This is a genomic window from Streptomyces sp. NPDC019890 (assembly GCF_044903445.1).
Taxonomy (GTDB): domain Bacteria; phylum Actinomycetota; class Actinomycetes; order Streptomycetales; family Streptomycetaceae; genus Streptomyces.
Genome location: NZ_JBJDQK010000015.1, coordinates 26,987 through 43,650, shown reverse-complemented (window position 1 = coordinate 43,650; position 16,664 = coordinate 26,987). Strand labels below are relative to the sequence as shown.

Genomic DNA, 16,664 nt, shown 5'->3' with positions numbered 1-16,664 from the left:
GTGAGCACGCCCGAAGAACGTCCGCGCCCCGTGGACGTACCGCTGATCCAGATCGGCGCCCCCGCCCCGTCCCAGGGCGGCTGCGGGGACGGCTGCGGCTGCTCCGGCGAGGGGGAGGAGTACGACGAGCTGGAGTGCGGCCTGGACCCCACGCTCGCGCAGCTGCTCGCCGACGCCGGCCTCGATCCCGTCCAGGTCGAGGACATCGCCCACCTCGCGATCTCCGAGGACCTCGACGGCGGCGTGGATGTGACGACGGTGGCGACCGTTCCCGAGGACGCCGTCGCCACCGGCGACTTCACGGCTCGTGAGGCCGGTACGGTCGCCGGCCTGCGGGTCGCCGAGGCGGTCCTGTCGATCGTGTGCACCGACGAGTTCGAGGTGGAGCGGCACGTCGAGGACGGCGACCGCGTCGAGGCCGGCCAGAAGCTGCTGTCCGTCACCACCAACACCCGTGACCTGCTCACCGGCGAGCGCAGCGCACTGAACATCCTGTGCCGTCTCTCCGGCATCGCGACCGCCACGCGCGCGTGGGCGGACGTACTCGAAGGCACCGGAGCCCGGGTCCGCGACACCCGCAAGACCACGCCGGGACTGCGCGCCCTCGAGAAGTACGCGGTGCGCTGCGGCGGCGGCGTCAACCACCGGATGTCGCTCTCGGACGCCGCGCTCGTCAAGGACAACCACGTGGTTGCCGCGGGCGGCGTGGCGGAGGCGTTCAAGGCCGTACGGGACACCTTCCCGGACCTCCCGATCGAGGTCGAGGTGGACACCCTGCACCAGGTCCGCGAAGTCCTGGACGCGGGCGCGGACCTGATCCTGCTCGACAACTTCACCCCGGCCGAGACCGAGGAGGCCGTCGCGATCGTCGCGCACCGTGCCGCCCTCGAGTCCTCGGGGAGGCTCACCCTGGACAACGCCCGCGCGTACGCCGAGACGGGCGTCGACTACCTCGCGGTGGGCGCGCTGACGCACTCCTCCCGGATCCTCGACATCGGCCTCGACCTGCGTGAGGCAGGCGTCTGATGCTGCTCACGATCGACGTCGGCAACACCCAGACCGTCCTCGGCCTGTTCGACGGTGAGGAGATCGTCGAACACTGGCGCATCTCCACGGACGCCCGCCGCACCGCCGACGAACTGGCCGTCCTGCTGCAGGGTCTGATGGGCATGCACCCGCTGCTCGGCGAGGAGCTGGGCGACGGTATCGAGGGCATCGCCATCTGCTCCACCGTTCCCTCGGTTCTGCACGAGCTGCGCGAGGTGACCCGCCGCTACTACGGCGACGTTCCGTCCGTCCTCGTCGAGCCCGGCATCAAGACCGGCGTGCCGATCCTGATGGACAACCCCAAGGAGGTCGGCGCGGACCGCATCATCAACGCGGTCGCCGCGGTCGATCTGTACGGCGGTCCGGCGATCGTCGTCGACTTCGGCACGGCGACGACCTTCGACGCGGTCAGTGCGCGCGGCGAGTACGCGGGCGGCGTGATCGCCCCGGGCATCGAGATCTCCGTCGAGGCACTCGGCGTCAAGGGCGCCCAGCTTCGCAAGATCGAACTGGCCCGCCCGCGCAGTGTGATCGGCAAGAACACGGTCGAGGCGATGCAGGCGGGCATCGTGTACGGCTTCGCGGGCCAGGTCGACGGCGTGGTCAAGCGCATGAAGGGCGAACTCGCGGAGGACCCGGACGAGGTCACGGTGATCGCGACGGGCGGTCTGGCCCCGATGGTGATGGGCGAAGCCTCGGAAATCGACGAACACGAGCCTTGGCTGACGCTGATCGGGCTGCGGTTGGTGTACGAGCGGAATGTGTCGCGGATGTAGGCCCGCGCTTGGGGGTGCCCCGGGGTTGTTCCCCTGCCCGCCCTCCCTCTACGGCCTGGCGGCCGTGGGAGGTCCCCCCATCCCGTAACCGGGGGCGGGACCCCCGGACGAGCTGGAAAATCAAGCCCCGCCGGCGATTGAGGCGTTGGGGGTCCCCCCACGCCCGCAGGGGCGTAGGGGGAGGGGCTGGGGCGGAGCCCCAGTTCGGGAAGGAGCGGGCAGGGGAACAGGCCCGCCGCGCCCGGGGCGGCGAATTAACCCGATTTTGTCCAAGTCGGACGTATCGTCGGCTCATGCCCACGCCATACGGATCCCGCGGCGGCATGGCCTTCAGCGCAGACGAGCTGCGTGTGCTCCGACGCGCTCTCGCCAGCGCCCTCCATCCCGTCCCTCTCACCGACTCGGACGTCCAGGACTGTCTGCGACTGGCCGGTTCCCTGGACGAGGCGGTACGCGAGGCCGGCCGGCTGCGTACGTTCCTTCTCGCCGACCTCGTCCGCTACCGCGACGCGCTTCCCGGTTCCGCCACCGGCTATCTGGAGCTCCTCCAGGACGCCCTGGCCACCGGCTACGACCCTCGCCCGGAAGACCTGTCCGCGCTGCGCACCCTGCGCGCCAACCCGGTCGGCGCCGCCGTACTGCAGCGCTGCCAGGCGCTGGCCGAGCAGTCGCTGCGCGCCCGGCTGGCCGGCCGCGCAAGAGGGCCCGGAGCCGCCGCGCCCGCTCCCCGCACCCGTCTCCTCGCGCTCCCCGGCGGCCGTGCGTCCGACGACTCGAAGCCGCAGCCCAGGCCCCAGCACAAACCCCGGCAGGAGCCGCAGGAGAAACCGCAGCCCAAGGGGCCCACACCCCCCGACCGCCCGATGCCGAAGCCGTCCGAGGTCTTCCCGCCCCGCCGCAAGCCCGTGCCCCCACCGGAAGAGCGCGCCGCCGGATAGCTACTCTGGAGCCATGGACTACGTATCCGCGCTCCTGCCCCCCGTGGTGATGGCCGCCTTCTTCACTGTCCTGGTCGTGACGATCGTCAAGAGCCAGGGTGGCCCGAACAAGGCCAAGGAGGACGCGATCGCGGACGCCGTGATCGCCCGCGCGGAATCCACCCACCAGGCCGGCCGGGACGCCTGAGGCCACACGACGCACCGCGCTCTCGCGCTTCAAGGACGTACGGCAGATTTCCGGGGCCGTACGTCCTTTTTGTTACGTCAATAACCGGTCATTCCCGGCATCTCGCACTATGGTGGCGCTGTGCCCCGCCAATTGGGAGAGCTCGAAGACGCCGTCATGACACGCGTCTGGCAATGGAACCGGCCGGTCACGGTCCGGGAAGTCCTGGAAGACCTTCAGCAGGAACGATCCATCGCCTACACCACCGTCATGACCGTAATGGACAATCTCCATCAGAAGGGCTGGGTGCGCAGGGAAGTCGACGGCCGCGCCTATCGATATACAGCGGTCTCCACCCGCGCCGCGTACTCCGCCGCACTGATGAACGAAGCCTGGTCCAAGAGTGACAACCCCGCCGCCGCACTGGTCGCCTTCTTCGGCATGATGTCGTCCGAGCAGCGTGAAGCCCTCCAAGCCGCTGTCCACATCGTTCAGGGCGACGAGGGCGCCGAGGGCGGTACGCCGGCGGGGCGATAGCGTCGGGCCATGTCTTATGTCGCAGCAAATGCCATCACCGTCCGGCGAGCCAGGACCAGCGATGTGCCCTCGGTCCGCCGACTCGTCGATCCGTACGTGAGTGAAGGCATCCTGCTCGACAAAGCGACGGTCACCCTTTACGAAGCCATCCAGGAGTTCTGGGTCGCGGAACGCGACGACGATGCCCGCGTGGTCGGCTGCGGCGCTCTGCATGTCATGTGGGAAGACCTCGCCGAAGTCCGCACTCTTGCCGTCGATCCGGTCTTCAAGGGCAGCGGCATCGGACATCAGGTGCTGGACAAGCTGCTGGACACGGCACGCTGGCTCGGAGTGCGCCGGGTTTTCTGTCTCACCTTCGAAGTGGACTTCTTCAGCAAGCACGGCTTCGTGGAGATCGGTGAGACACCGGTCGACGGAGATGTCTACAGCGAGCTGCTGCGTTCCTATGACGAGGGTGTCGCCGAGTTCCTCGGGCTCGAACGAGTGAAGCCGAACACCTTGGGCAACAGCCGGATGCTTCTGCACCTGTGATCACCACAAGAACCGGAACCCTATGTCCGAATCGCGCACGTTTCCCGCGTTCTCGGGGTTCTGAACCTCTCCCAAGGGTTTGTGTTTTCCAAGGAAAAGCGGTTTCCTTTCCGCGTACTGCATTTTCGATGAAAGGAAATCCGGTGGCACAGAAGGTTCAGGTCCTTCTTGTCGATGACCTCGTCGGCGGCGAGGCGGACGAGACGGTGACGTTCGCTCTGGATGGCAAGACGTACGAGATCGACCTCACCGCCGCCAACGCGGACAAGCTCCGTCAGTCGCTCGCGGAGTTCGTGAAGGCCGGCCGTCGTACGGGCGGTCGCAGCTCGACCAGCCGTGGCAAGGGCCGTGCGGCCGGGGGCGGCAACAAGGACACCGCTGAAATCCGCGCCTGGGCCAAGGCGAACGGCTTCGAGGTCAACGACCGCGGCCGCGTCCCGGCCCATGTCCGTGAGGCTTACGAGAAGGCCAACGGCTGAGTATTCGCACGCGGCGTATTCGTACGCAGCAATCGGGCCCGGTGGCACTCGGTTGCCACGGTGTCCACGAGTCGTACGAGATCGGGGCTGATACCCCCATCGGTTCCGGCACTGCGCCCCAAAGAGTTCAGGGCCGGCAGAGTCGCCTCCATCTCGCGCCCCGGCACGGGGGGTCGCAGCCACACGGCGGCCCCCCGCGAGCCGAACCACCCGGGCGGCGGCGGGGCCGTCATCAGCCCGCCCGCGCCGATGGTGGTCAGATCGAGGGCGATCCCGCCCCACTGCAGCCAGTCGAGCAGCCCAGGCAGCTCGTCGGCGCTCCCAGCGGCCACCAGGAGCCGCATTCTGTGCCCCATGAGGGCTACCGGCCCGGCTGTCCCTGCCGAGTCCGTACGGCGCAGCACGGCCGCTCCTGCGTCCGCAGGCAGCTCCAGCACATCGAAACGCAGCCCGGTCAGCAGCCGCACCGGGGACCCGCCCGCGGTGGCCCAGCCGAGCTCGTCCTCGTACCACTGCGCAATGCCGCCGTCGAAGGACGTACGGCGGAGCGGGACGGTGAGAGCCATAATTGGGGAACTGCCGAGTGGTCCCCCAAGTTACGCAGAGTGTGTGACTGATTGCACACGGTGCCCGAGTTGGGGGCGTACGGGGGCATTCGAGTGCGCAAGGTTGTTCGCCCGTAGCTGAGGGAACCGGTGCGCGCCGCATGGAGTGTCAGTGCTTACGGGTAAGACATTCCTAGTGGCAAGGGGCGACACGCCTGCCTGGCCGTCTCACGTTCGCCATCGGCGTAGCGGTGGTGAGGGTATCTGCCTGGCCTGCGGGAACATCGTCTCGCACCATCGGGTTGGAGCAGTTGTCGGCGTTCAGCGGTCAGGAGGCCACAGACGGGTGTCGGCAGTTGGAATGAGCGGTCCCCGCTTGCGGGACTAAGCTGCGGAAGGACAGGGAGGGGACCGACCCCTTTACTGCCTGACCGCTCTGAGGAGCGATTAACGATGTTCGAGAGGTTCACCGACCGCGCGCGGCGGGTTGTCGTCCTGGCTCAGGAAGAAGCCCGGATGCTCAACCACAACTACATCGGCACCGAGCACATCCTCCTGGGCCTTATCCATGAGGGTGAGGGTGTCGCCGCTAAGGCCCTGGAGAGCCTCGGGATTTCGCTCGAGGCGGTCCGCCAGCAGGTGGAGGAGATCATCGGCCAGGGCCAGCAGGCCCCGTCCGGGCACATTCCCTTCACCCCTCGTGCCAAGAAGGTCCTGGAGCTGTCGCTCCGCGAGGCTCTTCAGCTGGGCCACAACTACATCGGCACCGAGCACATCCTGCTCGGCCTGATCCGCGAGGGCGAGGGCGTCGCCGCCCAGGTCCTCGTGAAGCTGGGCGCCGATCTCAACCGGGTGCGGCAGCAGGTCATCCAGCTGCTCTCCGGTTACCAGGGCAAGGAAGCCGCCACGGCAGGCGGCCCGGCCGAGGGCACGCCCTCGACGTCGCTCGTCCTGGACCAGTTCGGCCGGAATCTCACCCAGGCCGCTCGTGAGTCCAAGCTCGACCCGGTCATCGGGCGCGAGAAGGAGATCGAGCGGGTCATGCAGGTGCTGTCCCGCCGTACCAAGAACAACCCGGTCCTCATCGGCGAGCCCGGCGTCGGCAAGACGGCGGTCGTCGAGGGCCTGGCGCAGGCCATCGTCAAGGGCGAGGTGCCCGAGACCCTCAAGGACAAGCACCTCTACACCCTGGACCTCGGCGCGCTGGTTGCCGGCTCCCGCTACCGCGGTGACTTCGAGGAGCGCCTGAAGAAGGTCCTCAAGGAGATCCGCACCCGCGGCGACATCATCCTGTTCATCGACGAGCTCCACACCCTGGTGGGTGCGGGCGCCGCCGAGGGCGCGATCGACGCGGCTTCGATCCTGAAGCCGATGCTCGCGCGCGGTGAGCTGCAGACCATCGGCGCCACCACGCTCGACGAGTACCGCAAGCACCTGGAGAAGGACGCGGCCCTGGAGCGCCGCTTCCAGCCCATCCAGGTCGCGGAGCCGTCGCTGCCGCACACCATCGAGATCCTCAAGGGCCTGCGGGACCGTTACGAGGCCCACCACCGCGTCTCCATCACGGACGAGGCGCTGGTCCAGGCCGCGACGCTGGCCGACAGGTACATCTCGGACCGCTTCCTGCCGGACAAGGCGATCGACCTGATCGACGAGGCCGGTTCCCGGATGCGTATCCGCCGGATGACCGCGCCGCCGGACCTCCGCGAGTTCGACGAGAAGATCGCGGGCGTCCGTCGCGACAAGGAGTCGGCGATCGACTCCCAGGACTTCGAGAAGGCGGCCTCTCTCCGCGACAAGGAGAAGCAGCTGCTCGCCGCGAAGACCAAGCGCGAGAAGGAATGGAAGGCCGGCGACATGGACGTCGTCGCCGAGGTCGACGGCGAGCTGATCGCCGAAGTTCTCGCCACGGCCACCGGCATTCCGGTCTTCAAGCTGACCGAGGAGGAGTCCTCGCGTCTGCTGCGCATGGAGGACGAGCTCCACAAGCGCGTCATCGGCCAGAAGGACGCCATCAAGGCCCTTTCCCAGGCGATCCGGCGTACCCGCGCCGGCCTGAAGGACCCGAAGCGCCCTGGTGGCTCGTTCATCTTCGCCGGCCCGTCCGGTGTCGGTAAGACCGAGCTCTCCAAGACGCTCGCCGAATTCCTCTTCGGCGACGAGGATGCGCTGATCTCCCTCGACATGTCGGAGTTCAGCGAGAAGCACACGGTTTCCCGTCTCTTCGGTTCCCCGCCCGGATACGTGGGTTACGAAGAGGGCGGCCAGCTCACCGAGAAGGTGCGCCGGAAGCCGTTCTCCGTCGTCCTCTTCGACGAGGTCGAGAAGGCCCACCCCGATATCTTCAATTCCCTTCTGCAGATCCTGGAGGACGGTCGCCTGACCGACTCCCAGGGCCGCGTCGTGGACTTCAAGAACACGGTCATCATCATGACGACCAACCTCGGGACCCGGGACATCTCGAAGGGCTTCAACCTGGGCTTCGCGGCGCAGGGCGACGTCAAGTCGAACTACGACCGGATGAAGGTCAAGGTCAACGAAGAGCTCAAGCAGCACTTCCGGCCCGAGTTCCTCAACCGTGTCGACGACACGGTGGTCTTCCACCAGCTGACCGAGGAAGACATCATCCAGATCGTCGACCTCATGATCGCCAAGGTGGACGAGCGCCTGAAGGACCGCGACATGGGCCTGGAGCTCAGCCCCACGGCCAAGTCGCTGCTCGCCAAGAAGGGCTACGACCCGGTCCTGGGCGCCCGGCCGCTGCGCCGGACGATCCAGCGCGAGATCGAGGACATCCTGTCGGAGAAGATCCTCTTCGGCGAGCTGCGCCCCGGTCACATCGTGGTCGTGGACACCGAGGGCGAGGGTGAGGAGAAGAAGTTCACCTTCCGCGGCGAGGAGAAGTCGGCGCTGCCGGACGTTCCTCCGATCGAGCAGGCGGCCGGCGGAGCCGGGCCGAACCTGTCGAAGGACGCGTAAGCGTTCTGAGTGTCCGAAGGGGCTGCGCCGGAACCAGTGATGGTTCCGGCGCAGCCCCTTTCGCCGTCCTCAGCGGTAGCCGATGATCCGTCGCTTGGGAAGCCCTGAGACGTTGAGCTTCAACCCGGCCACGGCCCGCAGCGGCGTCAGATTCAGCTCTTCCTCCTCCATCGAGGGGTACGAGATGAAGACGGAGCGCAGCCGGGATATCCGGGCCATGGCCCCCACATCGACGGCGGAAACCCGCACGGCATCCAGGTCGACCACCTCCAGCGCGTCGAGCTCGGGGAGGAAGGCGAGGCTCTCCACGCCGGGGCAGCGCCTGATGGCCACCTGCTTGAGCTCTGAACCGCAGCAGCGCAGGAATGTGAGGTCGGTGAGGAGCTTGTTGTCCGCGATACCGATGGTCTCGATGCTGTGGCCGTCGAGGTGGGCCTCGAGTTCGGCGGCGCTGATGTCACCGGTGATGTCGAGGTGCCGAGCGTGTGACAACACGGGGAGCTGTGCCAGCTGTTCGCGGTTGGTGATGAACAGCGGTACGGCAGTCAGGTCGAGGCGAGTGAGGACTTCGCGGGCGTACTCGCCGGCCGGATAGTTGGCCCAGTTGCCGGCCAGCGAGGAGGCGAAATTGCTGGAGCCGTCGGCCTTTTCCGCGAAGCGCCGGGCGTAGGGGATGGCGTCTGCGCCACCGATCTCGTTGATCAGCTCGACCACCGGCCTCTCGTGCGTCATGGGCCGCGGGGCAGGGCTCGGCAGCAGCGGCAGCACGTAGGGACCCAGCCGGGCCAGCAGGTGCAGCTCCAGGTTGTTGCGGGGCTCGACGACAGACCTGATCCCCGTCCGTACGCGCTCAAGGGTGGCCGAGTCCAGCCACGCCGCGTGTTGCGCGCACAGCGCGGCCAGTACGTACAGTTCGGTGCGCCGCCTGCCTTCCTGCGTCCCCAGTGAGGAACCGGCGGTCATCAACCCATTGACCAGCACGGTCAGTTCCCGGCGGGAACAATGGCCTGCGGCCAGCAGCAGGACATCCTGCCATTGCTGCTCATAGGCGTGCTTCAGCGCCTCCTGGATGTGGTCGCCCTCGACGAACTCCTTGGCCGCCAGGAAGTCCTGGAAGGTCCGGTGGGCGAACTGGAAGTCGTCGTCGCCGCGTTCCTGGAGGAGACCACTGCGGTTGAGCAGATGGTTCAGTACGACCTCGGGTGTGCCCTGCTCCCCTACCCGTGGCATCCCCGGCAGGGTGCGTTTCAGCTGGTGCAGGGCCTGTTCCCGGGTGAATTCGGCCTGGCCGCCCCGCACCAGCCATACCGCGATCCGCTGCAGCAGCTGCAGATGCTCCTCCACCGTCATCGAGATGCCTTCGGGCGCGTCGATCTTGCGGAACTTGTCGCGGTTGCCGAGGAGCATCTGGAGCGCGGACTGGTAGAGCGCCCACCGGGTCTCCGGCAGGAACCCCTGGCGCAGCCGGTGCAGCGCGCAGATGACCGCGCAGAGCAGCGGTGTACGGGCGAGATCGCTGAGTGCGCGGTTCTGCTCGAACTGCTGGGCCAGCTCCCGTTCCAGGTCGTCCAGGTTCTCGCCGTCGTCGCCGTCCAGGCGGGCTGCCCGGTGCCATGCGGCGACGAAAGCATGGATGTCCGAGCCCGTCATGGGCAGCAGGCTGAGCTCCTCGAAGCCCTCCGACTTCAGCCAGTCCGGCTCGACCGCGAGCGGCCGTACGGTCACCACACACCGGGTGCCGGGGAAGCGGGCGAGCAGCCCGGACAGCCACTCGTGGGCCTCTTCCCGGTCGTTCTTCGGCATCTCGTCAAGACCGTCGAGCAGCAGCAGGGCGCGACCGGCCTTGAGGACCCGCCCCGCCCAGCCTTCGGGCGGATCATCAGCCATCAGCTGGGCCACTGAGTGGAGCTGGGAAGGGGTGGGGAAGGTGCCGCCGCGGGCACGGAGGGTACGCAGGGGGACGACGAACGGCACCAGGCCGTTCAGCTGATCGAGCCGTGGACCGAGCGTCCCCGCCGAGGCGTGCGCGGCCAGCCACCACATGAGTGTCGTCTTGCCGGCGCCCGCCTCACCGCGCAGCAGGACGCGCGGGCGGTCGGCCAGCAGTTCGTCGATCCTCTTCGGTACGGAGGCCACGGCACCGCCCGCTTCGGGGCCTTCGGGCACTACGGGGACTTGGGGCGGGGCACCGCGCCCGTCGTGACCCCCGCTCTGCCGGGGCCGGGCCTCCAGGCTCACATAGGCCGTGTCGAGGTCCCATTCGGAGTCCCGTTTGCGCAGCTCGTCAAGGCCGAAGATCCTCGTTCTGCGGTAGGCGGCGCCCACGGCCTCCGCGTACTCCCGCTCAAAGCGGAGGTCCCGGATCGCCGGGCTGCTGAGCTCCGTCAGGCGCGGCGGCGGGTGACCGGTCGATGCACCGTACGCTTCGAGGAAGCCTTGGTTCATCGCGAGCGTCTGCAGGGGAAGGCACTCGACTCGCCGGTGGCCACGGCCACGAGGGAGCTCCTGGACGATGCCGAGCAGCCCGTCGTCGGCGAAGACCGGCGCACCGGACAGCCCCGCGAGCGGCGACGTACCGTCAGCGGGCTCGCTCGCGGGAGGCCGGTCGAACTCGAACACCATCGTGCGCCGGATGAGCCCGGCCATGGGGAGGATCGTACCGGTGTACTGATCGAGGTCCAGCTTCCGGCCGCCGCCGTACCGCTGGATGCGGGGGAAGCCGATGATCTCGCAATCCGTCAGTGGCCGGTCGGTGGCCAGGGTGCTCATGCGGGGCAGCTGGGTGAGTGCTTCCGGCTTTCGCGTGATGTGCAGCAACGCGGCGTCGAGGCCCTCGTCGGACCAGACCAGACGGCAGAGCAGTTCGCCCCCGATGCCGGGGACAGCCACACGGGCGGTGTCGGCGGCGCCGACGACATGCGCGCACGTGAGCACTGTGCTGCGGCCGATCAGTACGCCGCTGCCCTGGTGGTGGGACAGGACCGCAACGACACTCCGGAGCGGTGCCTGGGATGACGAGCGGGCCATCAGTCAGCGGGCCCGGCGCCGAAGTCTTCGGTGCTGCCGAGGTCTTCGCTGCCCACCTTCCAGGGCCGGCCCGTGGTCGCGTTCCGCGGCTTGAGCGCGAAGGCGATCTTGTGGGTGTGGCCCGTTGTCCGGCCGGCGTCCGCGCCCGCCTCCACCACCCATGCCTTGACCTTCGTGCCGCCCTTGAACTCCTTGCGGAGCTCGATCGTGAACTCCATCTGGATGTCGCCCACTTCGAAGACCACGGGCTGTCCGGTGGCCCGTGTGGCTGCGTCGAGTAACTGGTCCCGTACCGACTGGATCGCGTCGGCGAGCTCAATGTCCGTCATGGCCCGGACCGTATCTTCCGTACGGTCCGGGCCATGTCGTTTCAGCAGAACTTCGGCTTCTGCCAGGAGCATTCGAGGTCGGACGGAAGCTCATGGGTGCGCGCCGTCTTCGGCGGAACGGCGGCGATCGTGCCCGCCCCCGTGTCCGACCCCGCCAGCGTGACCACGATCGCGTCCTCGATGCTCTTCACCGAGGAGGCGAGGTAGTTGTTGAGCACGACGCTGTAGACGAGCTCACGGCCGCCCGCATCCTTCACGTATCCGGAAAGCGCCGACGCGCCCGTCAAGGAGCCCGTCTTGCCGCGGGCGTTGAGCGCGGCAGGCGTCGCGCACATACGGGAGCGGAGCGTGCCGCCGATGGCGCGGTCCGGGTTGCAGGCCACCGGGAGGGACGCGTACCAGTCGGCGTACCAGGGGGCGTCCCGTACCGAAAGGAGCAGGGTGGCGAGCTGCTGGGCCGGGAAGAGGTTCATCCGGGTCAGGCCCGAGCCGTCGAGCTGGCGGATCGTGGAGGTCTGCACGCCTTCCTGTTTCAGATAGCCGCTGATCGCCGTCAGGCCGGCGTCCCAGGTACCGCGGCCGGCCTTCTCGTAACCGATTGTCTTGGTGAGTGCCTCGGCGTGCATGTTGTTGGACAGCTTCATGAACGGGAACATCAACTCCCGCAGCGGCATGGAGCTGTGCGACGCGAGGAGTTTCGCGTCGGGCGGGGTGGGGCGGCCGAGGCGGGGGTGGCCGGTGATGCGTATGCCGTGCTGGGCGAGGGCGTCGGAGAAGACCGCGGCGGCGTAGCCGGTGGGCTCCCACACGGTCACCCACTCCTTGGTGGCGCTCGCGCCGACCGGGATGTTTCCGCTGACGGTGATCGTGTTGGTGCCGTGCTGCCGCTCAATGGAGAGGGTGTCGGGCAGGCCCTTGTCGACCGTGGTGCCGCGGTTGTCGATGCGTACGTAGCCGGTGGGCGGGGTGAGCTTCACCTGCGGTTTGTCGCCGGGGGCGGCGCCGGGGAGCGCCTCGACGATGACCGTGCCGGAGTCGTAGTCGGTGTCGGGCGCGACGGTCAGCGGTGAGATCTGCGCGGAGTAGTACGAGGACTCGTCGTCCGCGGCCCAGGAGCGGCCGAGGCGCTGGGTGTCGAAGCGGGTGTCGTCGGCGATGAGGCGGCCGGTGACGCGCTTGACGCCCGAGGCGGCGAGATCGGCGGCCAGCCGGTCGTAGTCCTTGGCGAGGGTGGTCGGGTCGCCGCCGCCGCGCAGATACAGGTCGCCGCGGAGGGTGGAGCCATGGCGGCGGCCGTCGGTCAGGACGTCGGTGCGGTAGCGGTAGTCGGGCCCGAGTAACGCCATCGCGGCGGTGGAGGTGGCGAGTTTGGTGTTGGAGGCGGGCATCAGCCGGTCGGTGCCGTCGTGCTGGTAAAGCCGTTCCCCGGTGGTGGCGTCGGCGATCACGACGCTCGCCGCTCCGCCGTCCAGCCGGGCGTCGGCGAGGATCTTGTCGATGGCGCCCTTGAGGCCGGTGTCGGAGGGTCCGGCCCCGGCGGGCGCGCTCCAGGTGAGTGTGCAGGCGAGCCCGATGGCGACGGGCCAGATCCAGCCGTGGCGCTTCACACGGCGCTTCGAGCGAATCACGGGTCTACTCATGGCACAGGAGCATCCCGGACGAGGGTGCGTGCGGGAAGAACGCGTCGGGGGCTGTGCGGCGCCTCAGCCGTGGCGGGTGGTGGCCTTCAGCCGCCCTCGGGAGGAGGCCGTCAGGAGCGCCGCGGGCAGTTCGCTGCCCCTTGGGCCAGTGACAAGCCGCACAGGACAATTCGGACCTACTACCCGGAATAGTCGCGGCGATTCGCCCCGATCCGGGACCTCCGGGTCGCCGGCGGGGGGGATCTTCCGCCCTCCCGTGTCCGATGGCTGGGGATCCATGCCGGATGTCCCATTCGCTCGGTTCGGATGTGGGGCTAAACCTCTTCGCTTCGGTCGATTCTCAACCGTTTTGTCCGATTTAAGGAAGGGGCTGGAAGGGAGTCAAGAGTCGAATTCCTGGCGTGCTGTCTACGGCCTATGGTCGTAGATGGGCGGTTTGAGACAGCGCGGGGACTCGGGTTACCAAGGGATGGCCAGCCCGGCGCAGACGTGCCGGGTCCCCTTATGCCCGGAGGTTTCCCGATGACGCAGCGCGCTACGTCCCACCATCCCCGCCGGTCCGCTCTCCGTACCCGTGCCGCCGTGCTGGCTGCCGGTCTGGGGGCGTCCATGGTGCTCGGAGCCGGGGCCGCGTTCGCCGCTGGGACCACCACCACGACCACTGCCGCGGTTGCCGCCCCGGTGAACACCTCCGGTGCCGTCGCCGCGCAGGCCGTGGCGCAGGCCAAGGCCGCCGCCGCTGCCCAGCACGCCGCTGCCGTCAAGCACGCTGCCGCCGTCGCGCACGCAGCTGCGGTCAAGCAGGCAGCCGCCAAGCAGGCCGCGGCGAAGAAGGCCGCGGCTGCCGCGGTCAAGAAGGCCGCCGCGAAGAAGGCCGTCGGCTGGTCCCAGCCGGTCGCCAAGTACACGCTGAGCGCCACCTTCGGCAAGGCGGGCAACATGTGGTCGCACGCCCACTCCGGCCAGGACTTCGCGGTGCCGATCGGCACCAAGGTCGTCGCCGCGCACGGCGGCACCATTGTGAAGGCCGGCCCGAACGGCGGCGGTGACGGCCCCGCGTACGGCAACGCCATCGTGGTCAAGCACGCCAACGGCAAGTACTCGCAGTACGCGCACCTTTCGCGCATCGACGTGCACATAGGCCAGACGGTGAAGACCGGACAGAAGATCGCCCTCTCCGGCAACACCGGTAACTCCAGTGGTCCGCACGTGCACTTCGAGATCCGTACGACCCCGAACTACGGCTCCGCCGTCGACCCCGTCGCCTTCCTGCGCTCCGTGGGCGTCACGGTCTGAGCTCAGACGGGTCGGACGTCAGACGGGTCGGACGTCAGACGCTGAAAGGCGCCTTCAGGGCGTGACGTGGTGGGCCTGGGTGACCAGGCCCATCGCCACTTCCAGGACGGCCTTGCGCTTTTCCTCCGGGTCGGCCTCGACGTCCTTGAGTACGAACATTCCGGCGTGCATCGTGAAGAGCGCGCTGACGCAGCGGACCTGGTCCTCCAGGGCTGCCTCCGGCTCCTTGACGAGGTCGAGCATCACCAGCATCCGGTCCCTGAAGGTCTCGCCGATGCTGAGGTCGCGCACGGTGGCCTGGTTCTCCTGCATGAAGCGGAAGAGCGGGGCCGAGACCGTGAGCGCCTCGCTGTAGCGGCGCAGGATCTCCTGCTTCGTCTCCAGGGTGCGCGGCTGCGTCTTCCCCCACTCGATCAGTTCGTCGATCGGCCTGGTCAGGTCCTGGAAGAGGCTGATCAGGATGTCTTCCTTGGTCTTGAAGTGGTAGTACAGCGCGGCCTTGGTGACGTCCAGCCGCTCGGCGATCTCGCGCAGCGAGGTCTTCTCGTAACCCTGCTCGGCGAACAGTTCCAGGGCGACGTCCTGAATGCGCTGACGGGTGTTGCCTCTGGCCATGGGGCGCTCCTGAGAAAACTTACTTGACGCCCGGCTAGTGGCGGGCTACCTTCCCCAGTGTAGTCAACTAGCCGGGCGGCAAGTAAGTGTCGGGGAGTGGGAAACGATGGCCGGTATAGCGAAAGACCAGAAAGAGGCGACGGCGGTGGACGAGCCGCCGCAGCCTCGCAGTGTGCGGGTCGTGATCCTCGCGCTCATGATCGCCATGCTGCTCGCCATGCTCGACAACATGATCGTCGGCACCGCGATGCCGACCATCGTCGGCGAGCTGGGCGGTCTGGAGCATCTGTCGTGGGTGGTCACCGCGTACACCCTGGCCACCGCGGCCTCCACCCCGATCTGGGGCAAGCTCGGCGACATGTACGGCCGCAAGGGCACCTTCCTCACCTCGATCGTGATCTTCCTGATCGGCTCGGTCCTGAGCGGCATGGCCCAGGACATGGGGCAGCTGATCGGCTTCCGTGCCATCCAGGGACTGGGCGCCGGCGGCCTGATGGTCGGCGTGATGGCGATCATCGGCGATCTGGTCCCGCCCCGGGAGCGCGGCAAGTACCAGGGGATGATGGCCGCGGTCATGGCCGTCGCGATGATCGGCGGACCGCTGGCCGGCGGCACCATCACCGACCACCTCGGCTGGCGCTGGAGCTTCTACATCAACCTGCCGCTGGGCGCCGTCGCGCTCGCCATGGTCACCGCGGTGCTCCACCTGCCGAAGAAGGAGCGTACGAAGGCGCGCATCGACTATCTGGGTGCGGCGCTGCTGACCGTGGGCATCACGTCGATCGTGCTGGTGACCACCTGGGGCGGTACCGAGTACGCCTGGGACTCCGCTGTGATCATGGAGCTGATCGCGATCGGCGTGGCCGCGCTCACCGGCTTCTTCTTCGTCGAGACCAAGGCCGCCGAACCGATCATGCCGCTGCACATCTTCCGCAGCCGCAACTTCACGCTGATGTCGGTGATCGGCTTCCTGGCCGGCTTCGTGATGTTCGGCGCGGTGCTCTTCCTGCCGCTGTTCCAGCAGTCCGTCCAGGGCGCTTCGGCGACCAACTCCGGTCTGCTTCTGCTGCCCATGCTGCTGTCGATGCTCGTCGTCTCGATGTTCGCGGGCCGGGTCACCACCAGCACCGGCAAGTACCGGCTCTTCCCGATCATCGGCGCCGCACTGATGACGGCCGGCCTGTTCCTGCTCTCGACGATGGACACCGAGACCTCCCGGCTGACCTCAGGCCTCTATATGGCGGTGCTCGGCGCGGGCATGGGCTTCCTGATGCAGATCACCATGCTGGTCGCGCAGAACAGCGTCGAGCTGAAGGACATGGGTGTCGCCTCCTCCGGGGCCACCCTCTTCCGTACGCTCGGCAGTTCCTTCGGCGTCGCGATCATGGGCGCGCTGTTCACCGGCCGGGTGCAGGACGAGATGGCCGCGAGGGGCGGCGCGGGGATCACCCAGCGCTCTGCGCAGCTGGACGCCGCGAGCCTGGCGAAGCTGCCGGACCCGGTCCGTGAGGCGTACGAGTTCGCGGTGGCGTCCGGGACGCACGCGGCCTTCCTGCTGGGGGCGGCGGTCGCGGTGATCGGCTTCGTGGCGGCGTTCTTCGTCAAAGAGGTGCCGCTGCGGGGAGCAGGACCGAAGCAGGCGGAGGCCGACGGCCAGTCTGCGGGCCAGCCCCTGGACAAGGTGGCCGAGGCCGTCTGACCTCGGCAAAAGCCACGGCGGACAAGGACTGGGCCTGTCAGACCTCCACCAGGGCTCCCG

The 16,664-nt window shown here is 68.2% G+C and carries 15 protein-coding genes; 10 read left to right on the top strand and 5 right to left on the bottom strand.

The window, feature by feature from the left end; all coding sequences use genetic code 11:
• From nadC to ACI2LP_RS30255, 7 genes are all read left to right on the top strand, one after another.
• Entirely contained in the window at positions 1-1,026 is a 1,026-nt protein-coding gene (gene nadC, locus ACI2LP_RS30285; RefSeq protein ID WP_404727724.1) for a carboxylating nicotinate-nucleotide diphosphorylase, read from the top strand.
• The gene (locus ACI2LP_RS30280; protein ID WP_404727723.1) at positions 1,026-1,823 is read left to right on the top strand and encodes a type III pantothenate kinase; all 798 of its coding nucleotides are present in this window, start codon (positions 1,026-1,028) and stop codon (positions 1,821-1,823) included. The genes nadC and ACI2LP_RS30280 overlap by 1 nt, the downstream gene beginning before the upstream one ends.
• A gap of 323 nt (positions 1,824-2,146) precedes the next feature.
• The gene (locus ACI2LP_RS30275) at positions 2,147-2,761 is read left to right on the top strand and encodes a hypothetical protein (protein ID WP_404727797.1); all 615 of its coding nucleotides are present in this window, start codon (positions 2,147-2,149) and stop codon (positions 2,759-2,761) included.
• Positions 2,762-2,774: 13 nt separating this feature from the next.
• Positions 2,775-2,948, top strand: coding sequence for a hypothetical protein (locus tag ACI2LP_RS30270; protein WP_404727722.1), 174 nt, complete (start codon positions 2,775-2,777; stop codon positions 2,946-2,948).
• Positions 2,949-3,068: 120 nt separating this feature from the next.
• Positions 3,069-3,464 (top strand): BlaI/MecI/CopY family transcriptional regulator, encoded by a 396-nt coding sequence (locus tag ACI2LP_RS30265; RefSeq protein WP_404727721.1) that lies wholly within the window; start codon positions 3,069-3,071, stop codon positions 3,462-3,464.
• Between the two features lie 9 nt (positions 3,465-3,473).
• Positions 3,474-3,995, top strand: coding sequence for an amino-acid N-acetyltransferase (locus tag ACI2LP_RS30260; RefSeq protein ID WP_404727720.1), 522 nt, complete (start codon positions 3,474-3,476; stop codon positions 3,993-3,995).
• Positions 3,996-4,138: 143 nt separating this feature from the next.
• Positions 4,139-4,474, top strand: coding sequence for an Lsr2 family protein (locus tag ACI2LP_RS30255; protein WP_404727719.1), 336 nt, complete (start codon positions 4,139-4,141; stop codon positions 4,472-4,474).
• Here the strand turns inward: ACI2LP_RS30255 and ACI2LP_RS30250 are convergent.
• Positions 4,453-5,040 carry an SCO3374 family protein gene (locus ACI2LP_RS30250; protein ID WP_404727718.1) on the bottom strand — a complete coding sequence of 196 codons (588 nt, stop codon included), beginning with the start codon at positions 5,038-5,040 and terminating at the stop codon, positions 4,453-4,455. The genes ACI2LP_RS30255 and ACI2LP_RS30250 overlap by 22 nt on opposite strands.
• Positions 5,041-5,472: 432 nt before the next feature.
• On the opposite strand from ACI2LP_RS30250, the gene ACI2LP_RS30245 reads away from it, so the two are divergent.
• Positions 5,473-7,998, top strand: a complete 2,526-nt coding sequence (locus ACI2LP_RS30245; protein WP_266479644.1) for an ATP-dependent Clp protease ATP-binding subunit — start codon at positions 5,473-5,475, stop codon at positions 7,996-7,998.
• Between the two features lie 69 nt (positions 7,999-8,067).
• Here the strand turns inward: ACI2LP_RS30245 and ACI2LP_RS30240 are convergent, their stop codons facing one another.
• Genes ACI2LP_RS30240 through dacB form a run of 3 tightly spaced genes read right to left on the bottom strand, consistent with a single transcriptional unit; the run spans position 8,068 to position 12,994 of the window.
• The gene (locus ACI2LP_RS30240) at positions 8,068-11,025 is read right to left on the bottom strand and encodes an NACHT domain-containing protein (protein WP_404727717.1); all 2,958 of its coding nucleotides are present in this window, start codon (positions 11,023-11,025) and stop codon (positions 8,068-8,070) included.
• Positions 11,025-11,354, bottom strand: coding sequence for a trypco2 family protein (locus tag ACI2LP_RS30235; protein WP_404727716.1), 330 nt, complete (start codon positions 11,352-11,354; stop codon positions 11,025-11,027). Before ACI2LP_RS30235 ends, ACI2LP_RS30240 begins: the two co-directional genes overlap by 1 nt.
• A gap of 41 nt (positions 11,355-11,395) precedes the next feature.
• Entirely contained in the window at positions 11,396-12,994 is a 1,599-nt protein-coding gene (gene dacB, locus ACI2LP_RS30230; protein WP_404727715.1) for a D-alanyl-D-alanine carboxypeptidase/D-alanyl-D-alanine-endopeptidase, read from the bottom strand.
• Between the two features lie 522 nt (positions 12,995-13,516).
• On the opposite strand from dacB, the gene ACI2LP_RS30225 reads away from it, so the two are divergent.
• On the top strand, positions 13,517-14,290 hold the full coding sequence (locus ACI2LP_RS30225; RefSeq protein WP_404727714.1) for a M23 family metallopeptidase: 774 nt from the start codon (positions 13,517-13,519) through the stop codon (positions 14,288-14,290).
• A 54-nt stretch (positions 14,291-14,344) separates the two neighbouring features.
• On the opposite strand, the gene ACI2LP_RS30220 is transcribed toward ACI2LP_RS30225, so the two are convergent.
• A complete protein-coding gene (locus ACI2LP_RS30220) occupies positions 14,345-14,905 on the bottom strand; it encodes a TetR/AcrR family transcriptional regulator (RefSeq protein WP_404727713.1) in 561 nt (186 codons plus the stop codon).
• A gap of 106 nt (positions 14,906-15,011) precedes the next feature.
• On the opposite strand from ACI2LP_RS30220, the gene ACI2LP_RS30215 reads away from it, so the two are divergent.
• On the top strand, positions 15,012-16,604 hold the full coding sequence (locus ACI2LP_RS30215) for an MDR family MFS transporter (RefSeq protein ID WP_404727712.1): 1,593 nt from the start codon (positions 15,012-15,014) through the stop codon (positions 16,602-16,604).
• The last annotated feature ends 60 nt before the right edge of the window (positions 16,605-16,664 follow it).